The sequence below is a fragment of the Rhodococcus sp. FG69 genome (genome assembly GCF_057808915.1).
Window position 1 is genome coordinate 99,390 of record NZ_JBMDIX010000009.1, and the last position, 14,732, is coordinate 114,121.

At 63.5% G+C, this 14,732-nt stretch carries 17 protein-coding genes; 8 read left to right on the forward strand and 9 right to left on the reverse strand.

The features are described 5' to 3' along the window. Positions 1–10: 10 nt before the first annotated feature. Positions 11–1,240 carry a DUF3152 domain-containing protein gene (locus ACODSO_RS09460; RefSeq protein WP_489036649.1) on the reverse strand — a complete coding sequence of 410 codons (1,230 nt, stop codon included), beginning with the start codon at positions 1,238–1,240 and terminating at the stop codon, positions 11–13. A 285-nt stretch (positions 1,241–1,525) separates the two neighbouring features. Here ACODSO_RS09460 and fasR point away from each other — a divergent pair, with 285 nt between their 5' ends. Beyond that, a complete protein-coding gene (fasR, locus tag ACODSO_RS09465) occupies positions 1,526–2,179 on the forward strand; it encodes an HTH-type transcriptional activator FasR (protein WP_068368723.1) in 654 nt (217 codons plus the stop codon). A 119-nt stretch (positions 2,180–2,298) separates the two neighbouring features. Here the strand turns inward: fasR and ACODSO_RS09470 are convergent, their stop codons facing one another. Then, a complete protein-coding gene (locus ACODSO_RS09470; protein WP_068368720.1) occupies positions 2,299–2,526 on the reverse strand; it encodes a DUF3107 domain-containing protein in 228 nt (75 codons plus the stop codon). 109 nt (positions 2,527–2,635) lie between these two features. Beyond that, positions 2,636–3,355 carry a ferritin-like fold-containing protein gene (locus ACODSO_RS09475; RefSeq protein WP_231912319.1) on the reverse strand — a complete coding sequence of 240 codons (720 nt, stop codon included), beginning with the start codon at positions 3,353–3,355 and terminating at the stop codon, positions 2,636–2,638. A gap of 361 nt (positions 3,356–3,716) precedes the next feature. Here ACODSO_RS09475 and ACODSO_RS09480 point away from each other — a divergent pair, with 361 nt between their 5' ends. Together ACODSO_RS09480 and ACODSO_RS09485 are read left to right on the forward strand one after the other, a co-directional pair. Next, complete coding sequence (locus tag ACODSO_RS09480; protein ID WP_489036650.1) at positions 3,717–5,372, forward strand: DEAD/DEAH box helicase; 1,656 nt, start codon at positions 3,717–3,719, stop codon at positions 5,370–5,372. 9 nt (positions 5,373–5,381) lie between these two features. Further along, positions 5,382–6,623 carry an Rv3212 family protein gene (locus ACODSO_RS09485; RefSeq protein ID WP_489036651.1) on the forward strand — a complete coding sequence of 414 codons (1,242 nt, stop codon included), beginning with the start codon at positions 5,382–5,384 and terminating at the stop codon, positions 6,621–6,623. Positions 6,624–6,644: 21 nt separating this feature from the next. Here ACODSO_RS09485 and ACODSO_RS09490 read toward each other — a convergent pair whose 3' ends face one another. Together ACODSO_RS09490 and ACODSO_RS09495 are read right to left on the reverse strand one after the other, a co-directional pair. Continuing rightward, the gene (locus ACODSO_RS09490) at positions 6,645–7,445 is read right to left on the reverse strand and encodes a ParA family protein (RefSeq protein WP_489036652.1); all 801 of its coding nucleotides are present in this window, start codon (positions 7,443–7,445) and stop codon (positions 6,645–6,647) included. A 67-nt stretch (positions 7,446–7,512) separates the two neighbouring features. Beyond that, positions 7,513–8,994 (reverse strand): DHA2 family efflux MFS transporter permease subunit, encoded by a 1,482-nt coding sequence (locus tag ACODSO_RS09495; RefSeq protein ID WP_489036654.1) that lies wholly within the window; start codon positions 8,992–8,994, stop codon positions 7,513–7,515. Positions 8,995–9,170: 176 nt separating this feature from the next. Here ACODSO_RS09495 and ACODSO_RS09500 point away from each other — a divergent pair, with 176 nt between their 5' ends. After that, positions 9,171–9,824 (forward strand): acid phosphatase, encoded by a 654-nt coding sequence (locus ACODSO_RS09500; RefSeq protein WP_489036655.1) that lies wholly within the window; start codon positions 9,171–9,173, stop codon positions 9,822–9,824. After that, on the forward strand, positions 9,821–10,306 hold the full coding sequence (locus tag ACODSO_RS09505) for a GNAT family N-acetyltransferase (protein ID WP_489036657.1): 486 nt from the start codon (positions 9,821–9,823) through the stop codon (positions 10,304–10,306). The genes ACODSO_RS09500 and ACODSO_RS09505 overlap by 4 nt, the downstream gene beginning before the upstream one ends. A 3-nt stretch (positions 10,307–10,309) precedes the next feature. Here the strand turns inward: ACODSO_RS09505 and ACODSO_RS09510 are convergent, their stop codons facing one another. Beyond that, positions 10,310–10,732, reverse strand: coding sequence for a hypothetical protein (locus ACODSO_RS09510; RefSeq protein ID WP_489036658.1), 423 nt, complete (start codon positions 10,730–10,732; stop codon positions 10,310–10,312). A 78-nt stretch (positions 10,733–10,810) separates the two neighbouring features. On the opposite strand from ACODSO_RS09510, the gene ACODSO_RS09515 reads away from it, so the two are divergent. Beyond that, positions 10,811–11,767, forward strand: coding sequence for a diacylglycerol/lipid kinase family protein (locus tag ACODSO_RS09515; protein WP_489036659.1), 957 nt, complete (start codon positions 10,811–10,813; stop codon positions 11,765–11,767). Positions 11,768–12,074: 307 nt separating this feature from the next. After that, positions 12,075–12,329 (forward strand): WhiB family transcriptional regulator, encoded by a 255-nt coding sequence (locus ACODSO_RS09520; RefSeq protein WP_026347946.1) that lies wholly within the window; start codon positions 12,075–12,077, stop codon positions 12,327–12,329. Positions 12,330–12,434: 105 nt separating this feature from the next. Here ACODSO_RS09520 and ACODSO_RS09525 read toward each other — a convergent pair whose 3' ends face one another. Next, on the reverse strand, positions 12,435–13,955 hold the full coding sequence (locus ACODSO_RS09525) for a sensor histidine kinase (protein ID WP_489036660.1): 1,521 nt from the start codon (positions 13,953–13,955) through the stop codon (positions 12,435–12,437). 12 nt (positions 13,956–13,967) lie between these two features. Further along, a complete protein-coding gene (locus tag ACODSO_RS09530; RefSeq protein ID WP_489036662.1) occupies positions 13,968–14,183 on the reverse strand; it encodes a biotin/lipoyl-binding carrier protein in 216 nt (71 codons plus the stop codon). A 109-nt stretch (positions 14,184–14,292) separates the two neighbouring features. On the opposite strand from ACODSO_RS09530, the gene ACODSO_RS09535 reads away from it, so the two are divergent. Further along, positions 14,293–14,367, forward strand: a complete 75-nt coding sequence (locus tag ACODSO_RS09535; RefSeq protein WP_099052202.1) for a 50S ribosomal protein bL37 — start codon at positions 14,293–14,295, stop codon at positions 14,365–14,367. 70 nt (positions 14,368–14,437) lie between these two features. On the opposite strand, the gene rsrA is transcribed toward ACODSO_RS09535, so the two are convergent. After that, positions 14,438–14,710: a mycothiol system anti-sigma-R factor gene (gene rsrA, locus ACODSO_RS09540; RefSeq protein ID WP_489036722.1), complete on the reverse strand. Its 273-nt coding sequence runs from the start codon at positions 14,708–14,710 to the stop codon at positions 14,438–14,440. Between the last annotated feature and the right edge of the window lie 22 nt (positions 14,711–14,732).

Below are 14,732 nucleotides of genomic sequence, written 5' to 3' on the forward strand. Positions count from 1 at the left end.
TACCTTCGCGTCAGCTACGCGGGTACGGCCACGGATTGAACCTGCACGTCTTGCCGTCCATCGGCACCACGCCCGCCGGATCCAACCGAGCGATGTCGTCGTTCGCAGTGCCGAATGTCTGCTGCATCATGACCGGCGCGAGCCCACCGTCGGTCTCACACGGCTGATGTTGCTGATAGCCGATGGCATGTCCGACCTCGTGGTTGATCTGGTACTGGCGGTACGAACCGATGTCGCCTTGGAACGCGATCGCACCCCGTACCCAGCGTGGCTCGTTCAATACGACCCTGTTGATTCCAGGGTTGTAGCAGGACACCTCGAGCTGGATGTCGTACCCGCACGCCTGCCTGATGCTCATCTGCGACGTCAGCGAAATACGGAAATCCGGCTCCCCCTGATCGATCCGCCGAAACGCGAAGCGCGGGTCGTTGGTCCAGCTCTTCGGGTTCCCCAGCGTCTGATCTACCAACCGACCGAAAGATTCGTCTCCCCCGAACCCGACCGTGTCCACACCATCTTCCACCTCGACCGTGTAGGTGAACACGCGCTCGGTCCCCTGCCCCACCTGACCGGTCGATCCGGGCACGAGATGCCAGGTCCCCGCACCCTGAGCAGTGAAGACACCTCCGTCAGGCAGCTCACCAGATGGGATCGAGTCCGCGAAATTGCCGTCGGCTGCGGGAGGCACGCCGATGACCCCGGTCGAGTCGCCAGTGTCCGAACTGAGGGTGCCGAACCCTGGATTCGCCGCCTGGTCCGGGCTGACAGCAGCAGTCGTGGAGGGGTCGCCCGTGCGCACAGCGTCGATCACCACCAACGACGTCACCACGAGCAGAATCGGGATCGCGTATGCACGCCAGCCGTACACGGATGTGAACTTGCCGAGTTTCGACTGCTTCTTTGCCTGCCGCTCCGGACGCGGAGTTCTGCTGCGGTGCGGTTCGGTCCGCGCGGTCGGGTCCCACTGCGCCCGAAGAGGCTGGTGCGAACCCCGTCCGCCGACCTCGCGGGGTAGGTCTTGCGGCTCACCGTCGTCGAACCCGCGTGAGTATCCCGTCTCGACACGCCTGGCGCCACGAGACGACCCGGCAGGCGCACCGCGACGGCTACGTCGGGTACCGCCGTATTCGGTACCGCCGTATTCGGTACCGCCGTATTCAGTACCGCCGTATTCAGTGCGGTCGTGCCCAGCGTCGCCCCATGTCCTTCCGCTGCTCGGCGGCCCGCCTCGGTCATCCACCTCGCCAGAATCTCACAGACAGTCCGATCCTCCGCTCGCCGCGCCGATGTTTGTGCGGTGGAACAAACCCCTCGACCGAATAGATGGGCGATACCGGGATCGATGCGCCTACTTGCTGGGACCACTCACGGCGACAGGCGCCCCGCCATCCCATCACAGCGAGCGGTGGCGGGTATCGTTGCTCTTCGATCTGCGCTACAGCTTTCCTGGCGGCCACTTCGGCAGCGGCACGCCGCACAGGTTCGCACTACAAGCGCAGTGACGATGCGGATGGGAATTACCACAATGACAGAACTCGCAGATCGGATGTCCTCGGACCGTCCGGCCTCTCCTGCCAGCCGTCGCAGCGCACGGCTGCCACGCGACGCACGACGCGCTCAGCTGCTCGCGGCTGCGAGCGAGATTTTCGTGAACCGCGGGTATCACGCGTCGGGCATGGATGAGATCGCCGAATGTGCAGGGGTGAGCAAGCCGGTCCTGTACCAGCATTTCCCGGGCAAGCTGGAGTTGTACCTCGCCGTGCTGCAGAGCTACGTCGACACACTGATCGCCGGAGTACGACAGGCGCTCCGGTCGACGACGGACAACCGCAAACGTGTCCGTGCAGCCGTGCTTGCCTTCTACGATTTCGTCGACACCGACACGCAGGGTTTTCGCCTCGTGTTCGAGTCGGATCTGATGGGCGATCCCCAGGTCAACGCGCGCGTCGAACAGGCGACCGAGGCGTGCGTCGATGCTGTGTTCGACCTCGTCGCGCATGATTCCGGTCTCGACCCCTACCGCGCTCGGGTGCTGGCGGTGGGACTCGTCGGTGCCAGCCAGTTCACGGCTCGCTACTGGTTGGAAGCGGATCGGCCGATCTCGAAGGAAGACGCCGTCGATACAACCGTCTCGCTTGCGTGGGGCGGCCTCTCGCACGTCCCACTCCAGGCGCCCTGACAACTGGCACCTGCCACAGCCAACAGATCCAACACGGCCGCGTATCGAATACTCGATACGCGGCCGTGTTCGATCTATGAACGCTCTTTTCGGTCACGCTGCTGCACGACCATCGCCAACTAGATGGTGGCGAAGCCGACCTTGCGGGAGTCCGCTGGACCGATCTCGACGTAGGACACCTTGGCGGACTGTACGAGGTACTTGCGGCCCTTGTCGTCGACGAGCTGAAGCACATCCTTCTTGCCCGCGAGCGCCTCGGACACGAGCGCCTCGACCTCTTCCGGGGACTGGGCACTGTTCACCACGAGCTCGCGAGAACTTTCCGACACACCGATCTTGACCTCCACGGCCAACCTCCGAACTCAATAGACAACTTCAGCTGCTTCGCCTAAAGGCTAGTGCAGCGCGCACCCGACAGGCTCGTCCCCTCGGTGTGCTGTCAGCGAACACCGCCAGTCATACCAACCCGAGAACCCGCATACGTTCGGCGTGCTGCTCCTGCATGCGGTCGAACAGCGCCGCAACTCCGTTGAGGTCCCCGGATGCGGTAATGACCAGATCGGTCAAACTCTCCCGCTGCGCGAGAACGTACTGAGCCTGCGTGATCGCCTCGCCCAACAGACGACGTCCCCACAGCATCAGGCGGGCTTTGTCCTGCGAACTGGCGCTCACTTGCTTGGACACCTCGTGGACGACGAACTCGGAGTGCCCCGTCTCTGCCAGCACCTCGCGCACGGTCGACGCCACGGCCGGATCGAGCGTGTGTGCGATCTCGCGATAGAAGTCGGCTGCTAGGCCGTCGCCGACGTACGCCTTCACGAGCACCTCCATCCACGTGGACGGGTTCGTCGACGCGTGATAGTCGTCGAGTGCGCGCACGAAGGGGTCCATCGCCGAGTACACCTCGACACCTCGGTCGGACAGCGCCTGCACGAGGGTTTCGAAGTGACTCATCTCGGCCGCAGCCATGCTGGCGAGTGCAACTCTGCCCTGCATCGACGGTGCGGTGCGCGCGTCCTCGGCCAACCGATAGAACGCCGAGATCTCGCCGTAAGCGAGCACCGCGTACAACTCGGATACGCCAGGATGGTCGAAGGCGATGCGCACGTCGTCGGGTCCCTCCGCTTCGGACTGTCGTACTGCGTCGGTGACCGGTTCAGGCGAGTGGGCTCCCATGAGTGACGATCGTAGTCGCGCGGTGCGCTCCGTCCGCCGCCGAGGACATGCGAGGATTCTCACCCCACGACTAGCCTGCGTTCGAGCGCGCCGGAGCACGATACGTGCTTTGCGCAGTCGGCAAGCTACCATGGTGGTCGGATCGCCACCTGGACCGATGACACGGACCGAACAATCACGAACGCGGCGGTCCGCACCGACAATGTGTGCGCACCTGATCCGGGTCGCTACGACTGCTTCGCCGCCTGTCGAGTACCACTCGTTCCACCGACACGGCTGAGGCTCGATGCGATATCACAACCGGGATCTAGGGCATCGACTACGGCCGGCAATAGGCCAATGCCCTTCCTTGTGCGCACGTGTGAACACGAGGAAGGCCAGACCCCTGAGCAAGATCGTTATCGACCAAGAACCCGAGACCGGCGACACGACTTTGTCCGCCCAGCTCGACGACACTCACGTGCCCCCAACGTTCGCCGAACTCGGCGTGCGAGAAGACATCGTCCGGTCTCTAGCGGACATCGGAATCGAACGCACGTTCGCCATCCAGGAGCTGACGCTCCCGCTGGCGCTAGCCGGCGACGATCTCATCGGCCAGGCACGCACCGGAATGGGCAAGACCTTCGGCTTCGGCGTGCCGCTCCTGCATCGGATCTCCACCACGGACTCCGGAACCACAGCGCTCGACGGCACGCCCCGAGCTCTGATCATCGTCCCGACACGTGAGCTGTGCGTCCAGGTCAGCTCGGACCTCGCGAACGCATCGAAGTATCTGAAGTCGAACGGCAAGCACGTCGAAGTCCTCTCGATCTACGGTGGTCGCCCCTACGAGGCTCAGATCAGCGCACTCCAGAAGGGCGTGGACGTCGTCGTCGGCACCCCTGGTCGCCTGCTCGACCTGGCCAAGCAGGGACACCTGATCCTGGGCAAGATCGGCGTCCTCGTTCTCGACGAGGCCGACGAGATGCTCGATCTCGGCTTCCTCCCCGACATCGAACGTATTCTCGGAATGGTGCCGGACAAGCGGCAGACGATGCTGTTCTCGGCGACGATGCCGGGTCCGATCATCACTCTCGCCCGCACGTTCCTGACCCAACCGACTCACATTCGCGCAGAAGAAGCCGAGTCCTCGGCCGTTCACGACCTCACCGCGCAGCACATCTACCGAGCGCACGCGCTCGACAAGGTGGAAATGGTGTCGAAGGTGCTTCAAGCCAATGGTCGAGGCGCGACGATGATCTTCACCCGAACCAAGAGGACGGCGCAGAAAGTCGCCGACGAACTCTTGGAGCGCGGCTTCGCGGTCGGTGCCGTGCACGGCGACCTCGGCCAGATACAGCGGGAAAAGGCACTCAAGAAGTTCCGTACCGGTGGCATCGACGTCCTCGTCGCCACCGATGTCGCCGCACGCGGCATCGACATCGACGACGTCACGCACGTCATCAATTACCAGTGCCCCGAGGACGAGAAGACCTATGTGCACCGCATCGGACGCACCGGACGCGCAGGCCGCACCGGTATTGCGGTCACCCTCGTCGACTGGGACGACATCCCTCGCTGGCAGCTGATAGACAAGGCGCTCGGCCTCGACATTCCTGACCCTGTGGAAACGTACTCGAGCTCACCGCACCTGTTCGAGGAACTCGACATCCCAACCGGGGTTGCCGGTTCGGTCAAGAAGACGAACGTGGAGCAGAAGGCCGAGAAGTCGACGGCCGACGCGTCAACGGCTGCACCCGCTGACGACTCGGCCTCGGCCGAGTCCGACAAGCCCGCCACACCGCGTCGAAGCCGGTCGCGTAGACGGACCCGAGCAGGACAGACCGCGAGCGGTCACACCGAGTCACCGGGCGACACGACGGCAACGGGCGATCAGGCTGCGACCACATCCGCCGAGTCGTCAGGCTCCGACGCGGGCGCGGACCAGGACGGCGGCGAAGCATCGGCGCCGCGCAAGCGTCGTCGACGTCGCCGCTCCCCGGCATCGGCTGCGTCCGGACAACCGGCGGCCGAGTAACCTTTCACCGTGCTTGCTCCCGAACGTCGCCGACGGTCGGATCTCGTTGCCGCGGCAGTTTTGGCCGTTGTCGTGGTGCTTGCTCTCGCTGTGATCTGGGTTCAGAGCGACGCACGTGGAACGACGTCCGACACTGCGCAGACCCCGCTGACTCAGGCGAACACCGCGACAGTTGTCCCGGAGTCCCTGACCGAACGTTGGCGAGCGCAGAGCCCGATCACGAAAACTCCGGTCGTGACCGGCAGTTCCGTGATCGCCGGTGACAACACCACCGTGACCGGGATCGACCCGACGACCGGCGCCGCTGCGTGGAGCTACCGCCGCGATGTTCCGTTGTGTGCTGTCACCGGTGCATGGAACACCGCCGTCGCGGTGTTCTCCGACGACCGCGGCTGCGCACAGGTCACCGAACTGGACGGTGCCAGCGGAACACGTAAGGCGCAGCGGACGAGCGACGCAGACGCCACTGTGCACCTCACCGAGGATGGGACGTACGTGACGTCACTCGGTGACTCCAGAATGGAATTGTGGCGTTCGGACCTGGTCCGCACCCTCGAGTACGGCCGCGTGGACGCCCCGGTGAACCCCAACAGCCAGCCCCGAACCGGTTGCACGCTTCTGTCCTCGGCGTCCAACAGTTCGAGACTCTCAGTTCTCGAGCGCTGTCCCGGCGAATCCGCGGCGAGACTCACTACGCTCGACCCAGCACCCGACGACGCGGGAAAGCCGGAGGAATTCGGTTCGAGCGTGGTCGCGTCATTGACTGGACCGGACGGACCGATCGATGGCGCCTCGATACTCGCCACCTCGGGCGACCGTAGTGCGTTGGCGATCCCAGCACACTCCGGTAGGCCCGCGAGGATCGCAGTGTTCGACGGAAGTGCGCAGCCACTGACCGAGTTCGACTTACCACCGGGCACCCTCGACGAACCGGCACCCGAGTTGTCGCCGGCAGTGACGAAGGCATCGAATGTGTTCAGCTGGTGGACCGGAACCGGCACCATCGCACTGAGTTCGAGCGACCTGTCCCCGCAATGGTCCCTGCCGGGCGCGCTGGGACCGGGGGTGTCGATGGCCGGCCGTCTGCTGATACCGGTGCCGAACGGAACAGTCGTCATCGATCCCGCCACGGGAACACCGGAACGGACGATTCCGGTCGACCGCGGCGACTACACCGGGCCCGTCGGAACTTCGGTGGTCGGCGACGTCGTCGTCGAACAGCGCGGCAGCGAGATAGTAGCGCTGGCCTGATGGCCGGACTCGACGAACGGATCAGCTGTTGGCGTCGGGTGAATACGTCTGCAGCGCCGATCCGTTCTGCCAGTAGTCGAGAAGATTGATCGCCAGCTCTCGATATGCCTGCGCGCCCTTGCTCTTTCGGCCCGACAGTACGGTCACACCCGACGCGGACGCCTCGGCGAACCGGACAGTGCGTGGGATCGGCGGCGCCAGCACCGGGAGCGCGTAGCGATCCGAGACATCGCTGAGGACGTCACGGCTGTGCGTCGTGCGCGCGTCGAACAACGTGGGTAGTGCACCCAGCAAGGTCAGTTCCGGATTGGTGATCTGCTGTACCTCGGAGACGGTGCGCAGGAGTTGTCCGACTCCCCGGTGCGCGAGAGTCTCGCACTGAAGAGGTACCAGCACCGAGTGCGCAGCGGTCAAACCGTTCAAAGTCAGAACGCCGAGTGACGGCGGACAGTCGATGATCACTACGTCGAAATCGTCGAGAACCGAAGCAAGAGCGCGCTTCAGCGCGTATTCCCGGCCTGCACGCATGAGCAGCAACGCCTCGGCACCCGCCAGATCGATCGTCGCGGGCAGCAAGACAATTCCCTCGTCGGTTTCGACCAACACATCGGCGATTGCTGCGTCACCGGTGAGCACCTCGTGCACCGAGGACTGGAGTTTGTCGGGATTGTGCCCGAGCGAGAAGGTGAGACACCCCTGAGGATCGAGATCCACCACGAGAACTCGTTGATCGTGCGCGTGCAGCGCCGCCGCAAGAGATGCCACCGTGGTGGTCTTCGCGACGCCGCCCTTCTGGTTGGCAACCGCCAGTACTGTCGTCACACCCTTGATCCTTGCCTACTCGGACGCGTGGAGCCAGACAGAGGCGGTTGTGGGCGCGTCGAGAGAGTCAGTGAAGCAGCACCGGCGTGGACGCGTCTGTGCCCTCGACCGGCGTGATCTTCTTTCGTGGCAGGAAGAATGCGGGGACGAAGGTGAGCACGATGAGAACGAGCGCGACCATGAACGTCGTTCCGAAAGCGCTCGCCGAGATGTCGAGTGCATCGGTGGACGAGGTCGCGTTCGCGGCATTCTTCAACTGATTGGTCAGGACAACGGACATCACGGCAGTACCGATCGAACCCGCAGTCTGCTGGACGATGTTCATCAACGTCGACCCGCGGGCGACGTTGTGATCGGTCAGTGTCTGCAGCGCCGCCGTCATGATCGGCATCATCGTCGAACCGAGGCCCATGCCCATCACGAACAACGCACCCAGAAGGACGACGTACGACGTATCGGCACCGACCTGAGTGAATACAGCCATTCCTGCGGTGATGAGCACCATTCCGCCGAGCACGATCTTGCCCGGCCCCATCCGGTCCGCAAGCATGCCCGCGATCGGCATCGTCAACATTGCGCCCAGTCCCTGCGGTGCGAGCAGCAAGCCGGCTGCAAGAGTCGTCTCGCCACGAATCTGGAGGAAGTAGCTGGGGAACAGCAGCCCGGCACCCATGAACGCCACCGTGAACAGCACGGTCGTGAGAACTGCCACGGTCAGCGCGCGATTGGCGAACAGACGTAGGTCGATCAGCGGATGCTCGGTTCGAAGCGCATGGAAGACGAACAGCACCACCAATACCGATCCGATGATCGCCGGCGCGAGAACCCGCGTTGCCAGCACCGTTTCGGTTTCGGGTATCGAGGAGACACCGAACAGGAACAATGCCAGGCCCGGCGACAGCATGAGCATGCCCCGGAAGTCGAACGCTTCCGACGGAGTCGGGTTGTCCTTCGGAAATATCACGATCGCGGCGACCAGTGCGACGGCGCCGATCGGGACGTTGATGAGGAAGATCCAGTGCCAACTTGCGGCCTCGAGCAGCCATCCGCCGAGGATCGGCCCGCTGATCGGCCCGAGCAGCATCGGCACACCGAGGACCGCCATCACTCGCCCGATCCGTTCCGGCCCCGCGGCACGAGTCATGATCGTCATTCCGAGCGGCATGAGCATGCCGCCACCGAGACCCTGCACGACGCGGAACGCGATCAACGTGGTGATGTCCCACGCAAAACTACACAGCACCGAGCCGAGCACGAACAGGATGAGGGCGGTGATGTACAGGCGCTTGGTTCCGAATCGGTCGGCCGCCCATCCGGTCAACGGAATCACGGTCGCGAGCGCCAGCGTGTACCCCGTCATGGTCCATGCAGCAGTTGCGTAGGTCGCGTCGAATACCTCCATGAACGTCGGCAATGCAACGCTGACGACGGTGACATCGAGGATGGACATGATTGCACCGAGAACAACCACGCCGGCGACCTTCAGAACGGTTGAATCGAGCTTGTCCGGGGTGCCCGGAGCCGGTCCGGACGTTCCTGCCTGCGTCATGTGAAGAGTCCTTCGTGTTGTGGCGAGCAGGACTACTGCAGCACCGGGCGGCCGGACGACCCGACACAGTATTCCCTTCGCGGCCGCGCGGCTCAATCCATTTTGCGGAGGTATCTGTCCTGGTGCCTGTGACACCCGACACGGCATCGATTACTGGGCACGGCATCATTGCGACCATGAAGACAACTCCCCCGCGACCCGCCGAATCGTCCGGCGCTCCTGGACGTGTCGTGCTCCTACGTCACGGACAGACCGAATGGGCTACGACCGGACGGCACACCGGCACTACGGATGTGCCGCTGACCGACGTCGGCGAACATCAAGCAGCGTCGGCGGGTCTGCTTGTCGGCGAGTTGGATCTTCGGACGCCTCTTGTCATCAGCAGCCCCCGATCGCGTGCGCTTCGAACAGCTCGACTGGCGGGCCTTACCGTCGAGCGCGAATGGGATGCCCTGGTCGAATGGGACTACGGCGACTACGAGGGTCTGACGTCTCCCGAGATACAGCAGACTGTGCCGAACTGGACAGTGTGGACGCACCCATGTCCAGGTGGCGAGTCGATCGACCAGATCAGCGCGCGAGCCGACCTCGTCTTGTCCGTCGTCCTCCCGGCGTTGAGGGAGCGAGACGTCGTTCTCGTCGGCCACGGCCACTTCTCGCGAGCCCTGCTGACACGGTGGTTGGAATTACCGGTCTCGGAGGGCAAGCGGTTCGCGATGTCCCCCGCTGCGTACTCGGTCCTCGGCTTCGAACACTCGTACCGACAGCTCGTGGTCCACAACATCCACCCATCGGTGCGTACCGGACGCGACCGGGAGCCTGCCCGATGATCAGGCGCGTAACGGCGGACGACGTATCGGCGATCACCGGACTGATCTACGAGCTCGCCGACTACGAGAAGTCGCTCGACCAGTGCTCCGTACGCCCCGAACAGGTGCACGCGGCTCTGTTCGGGACGAATCCTTCCGTGTTCGCGCACGTCGCAGAAGTCGACGAAACCGTCGTCGGCGTTGCATTGTGGTTTCTGAACTTCTCCACCTGGGACGGAGTCAACGGAATCTACCTCGAAGACCTCTTCGTCCAGCCCGCGTTTCGCGGCTCCGGACTCGGCACCGAACTCCTGGCCGCATTGGCCGCAGAGTGCACCAGAAACGGGTATACCCGGCTGAGTTGGTGGGTTCTCGACTGGAACGCCCCGTCCATCGGCTTCTACGAGTCACTCGGGGCTGTGGCTCAGGACGAATGGACGACGTTCCGGATGACTGGTGACGCCCTTGCCTCGTTGGCTGCCCGCACCGCCCCTGCCGACTAGGACTTACAAGTCCTCGTCGACGTGAGCGTATTCGGCGGCCATCCATCTCGACGACGGCGGGCTGAAGAGCAGGACGAGAATTGCGACCACGCACGTACCGAGGAGTATTCCGTACAGAGGCTGGTGCGAATCGGTGAGCAAGGACCACACGACCGGCAGCAGCAGCAACTGCACGACGAGTGCGATCGCCCTCCCCCAGCGCTTGCCGAGTATCAAAGCGACGCCGGCTGCACCGACGACGGCACCCACGACAGCAAACCACCCCGCAGTTCCGTAGCCGTTGGCCACTTCGTCCTCGACGCCATTGACCGCGCGTGTCAGAAGGACGACGGACGCGGCCAGCGCAACGGCACCTTCGAGCGCCACGAGGACACCGGCGGCCCTGAACGTCGGAGGTGGCACCTTGGGCAGAAGTGGCGTCGACACTCGGTCAGCCTAGAACACCGGTTCCGCAGGGCAGGTCAGGACGGGAGCCCGCGAATCGACCCACTAGGCTCGTATTCCGTGCGCGCGCTCCTGATCGTCAACCCGAATGCGACGTCGACGACCCCAGCTGCTCGGGACCTGTTGGCGCACGCTCTGTCCAGTCGGGTGCGGGTCACGGTCGCACATACGACTCATCGGGATCACGCAGCCGAGTTGGCGCAGCAGGCCCGCGAGGACGGCGTCGGGCTGGTGATCGTCCACGGCGGTGACGGCACCGTCAACGAGGTGATCAACGGCCTTCTAGGAGTGCCACTGCCGACGTCGATGCGTGCGGTCACGATCGGCGCGATCCCTGCCCTGGCGGTGGTACCCGGCGGCAGTGCGAACGTGTTCGCCCGATCACTCGGCATCCACGCCGACCCGGTGGCGGCCACGAACCAATTGATCGACCTGCTCGCTGCGCGGTCGAGAAGAACGATCGGCCTCGGCCACTGCGACAACCGCTGGTTCACGTTCAACGCCGGCCTCGGTCTCGATGCGGAAGTGTGCCAGGCGATCGACGCAGGCAGGAAGGACGGGGGTCCGGTGTCTGCGACGCGCTATGTGCGCGCAGCCGTGAAGGCGTTCTTCAGAAACAAACGCCACGATCCGAAACTGACTGTCGTAATTCCCGATCACGATCCGGTAACGGGCATTCATTACGCCTTTGTTTCCAACTCGAGTCCGTGGACCTACCTCAACGAACGCCCGGTTCATACCAATCCAGGAACCTCGTTCGATACCGGACTCGGACTGTTCGCCATGACCACCACCCGAGTGCTTCCGAGTCTGAACGTGGCGCGTCAGCTACTGTCACACGGCTCGGAACCGAAGTCTCGCAAGCTTTTTCGGGTGGACGATGTCCCACACATTCGGATCACCGCCAGCGAACCGATCGGACTTCAAATGGACGGGGACTACCTCGGACTACGAACCGAGGCGGACTTCTTCGCCACTCCGTCCGCGATGGACGTCATCGCTCCTCAACCGGACTGAACCCCTGGCCGCAGACTGACACGAACGGGACAAAAAGGGCGCCGCATACCCGCTCACCGCGCGTTTGCTGAAAAAACCTCTGCGCGATCCCGACCGAACGGGTACAAAGGAGCGCAGGACGGTTAAGTCAGCCTAACAGAGTGAGCTTGACCACGGACACACGGCTATCTCTTGACTTCCCCTAAGTTCGTGAAAGCATTCACAAGCAACAGTGCGGAAACATTGGATACGCACGAGTGAACATCAGCTGACAAATGTAAGTACAGAAAACGAAACGGCGCCTATGGCGCCCGGTAAGGAGCAGAGGATGGACTGGCGCCACAAAGCGATCTGTCGCGACGAAGACCCGGAGCTATTCTTCCCAGTGGGGAACAGCGGCCCGGCGCTTGCGCAGATCGCCGATGCCAAGGTCGTCTGCACGCGGTGCCCTGTAACCGCTGAGTGCCTGTCGTGGGCACTCGAGTCCGGCCAAGATGCCGGCGTGTGGGGTGGAATGAGCGAAGACGAGCGCCGCGCGCTCAAGCGTCGCAATGCACGCACGCGAGCACGGAGCTCCGTCTAGCCACATCCGGCGACCGCGTGAATCGAACCTCTTCACGGTTCGGACGCGAAGCCCAACAAAGCAACAGGACCCGGCTCCCTTCAGGGGCCGGGTTCTTTGCTGTCCCTACCCTTTTCGGTGTGACGACGGCGCGACGACGGAATGAGTCACAGACGGTACGCCCTTGCGGCCGAGTGGAACTCGAAGCGATGCATCCGTACCTCCCCCTGCTGCCGGATGCAGCCCGAGCGAACCGCTCAGTTCGACGGAGACGAGCGTTCGCACGATTTGCAGCCCCAGCCCCTCCGCCTTCTCCAGTGAGAATCCGGGAGGCAGTCCGCGACCGTCGTCATGGATGACGACGTCCAACCACCGCGCGGATCGATCCGCGGAGATCCGCACGACCCCCGCGGACCCCGCGTCGAAGCCGTGCTCCATGGCGTTCTGCACCAGTTCGGTCAACACCATGACCAGCGGAGTCGCGCGCTCTGCAGAGAAGACGCCGAGCCTGCCCTCGCGTACCACTCGCACGCGCGGATTGACCGTGGCGATATCGAGCATGATCGGGACCAGACGATCCACGATCTCGTCGAGATCGATTTCCTCGTCGACGGACATCGACAGCATCTCGTGAACGAGTGCGATGGAGGTCACTCGACGCACCGACTCCGAGAGCGCGACACGAGCCTCGGCGTTCTCCAACCGCCTCGACTGCAATCGCAGGAGCGCTGCAACCGTCTGCAGGTTGTTTTTCACTCGATGATGAATCTCACGAATGGTGGCATCCTTGCTCAGCAAGGCGCGATCACGACGTTTGACCTCCGTGACGTCGCGAACGAGCACGATCGCGCCCACCGACCGCCCGGCCGGTCGGAGTGACAGCGTTCGAATCAGCACCGTTGCGCCCCGAGCGTCGGCCTCCATGCGATGTCCTTCACTGCCGGACAGCGAGGAACGAATATGGTCGGCGATCTCCTGGGAATCGAACGGATCGGTAATGAGCGACCGCGTGACCGAGGCCAGATCGCGCCCGGAGAGTTCGGTGGCCAATCCCATTCGGTGATAGGCAGACAGAGCGTTCGGGCTGGCGTAGACAACCCTGCCCTCGGTGTCGAGACGGATGAATCCGTCGCCTGCGCGAGGCGAAGAATTGATATCGGTTCTTTCGTCGGGCGTCGGAAACGTGCCCTCGCTGATCATCCTGGACAGGTCGTCGGCGCAATCACGATAGGCGATCTCGAGCGCGCTCGGCGGCCGCTGGCGAGTCGGGTTGGCGTCACGGGTGAGAACGCCGATGACGTGCTCTCCGCACCGAACCGGAACGCTCTCCGTGTCGGCACCGTCGCCGCCGACGATCTGGCGCGTGATCAGCGAATCGATGACGTTCGGATGCTCCGCCTCGGACACGACCGCGCCGACCATGTCCTGGGTGAACACCGTCGGCGCCGTCGTCGGTCTGCACTGTGCGACACACAGAACCTTCGCGTCCGGGCTCCCCTCGACGTCGTCGGTTCCTACCCACAGCAGAAGGTCAGCGAACGACAGGTCGGCCAACAGTTGCCACTCGCCGACCACTCGCTGCAGATGGTCGACTGCTTCGCCGGACAGGTCGGTGTGTTCGGCGAGAAGGTCACTGAGTGTCGACACGACAGCCGACGACTAGGACACGACGGCGATAAGATCGCCCTGCTGGATCACGTCGCCCACGTTCACATCGATCCTGCTGACGGTGCCTGCAGTCTCTGCCAGGACCGGGATCTCCATCTTCATGGACTCCAGGACGACAAGGGTGTCCCCTACCGCGACGGTGTCTCCTTCGGTGACCACGATCTGGAACACGGTCGATACCATCTCCGCGCGTACGTCCTCGGCCATGACAATTCCTCTCGTTCACTTCGCTGTTTCGCAGCTGGTTTCGACACCCGTGAGGGCACAGCCGGTCACACGTGAAAGACTGTAGTGAACAAGTAGAGAGGAGCTCATCATGGGTAAGCGTGGGCGCAAGAAGCGCAGTCGCAAGAACAACAAGGCTAATCACGGCAAACGTCCGAACAGCTGACGAATTGCCGCGAGACACAGCAAAGGCCGGGAAGCACTGCTTCCCGGCCTTTCTGATGTTCTCGTACGACTCAGTCGGTCTCGGTCTGCTTGATGAAAACCGTGCGCCTGATCTCGATACTGAGCCGCTCGCGCAATCCCGCAGGTGCTTGATCGCCTCCGCACTTGCGGCTGATGAGACTCTTGACCTTCTCCTCGATGCCGTAGGCGGCGAAGCAGGAACCGCACTCGTCGATGTGGCGCTGTAGCCGAGCTCGGCTTCCTTCGTCGCACTCGTTGTCCAACATCAGCCAGACGTCAGCGATGACCGCCGAGCAGTCGAGCCGTTCGAACTGCTGATTCATTGCGTCCGCTTCTTCGTTCGCA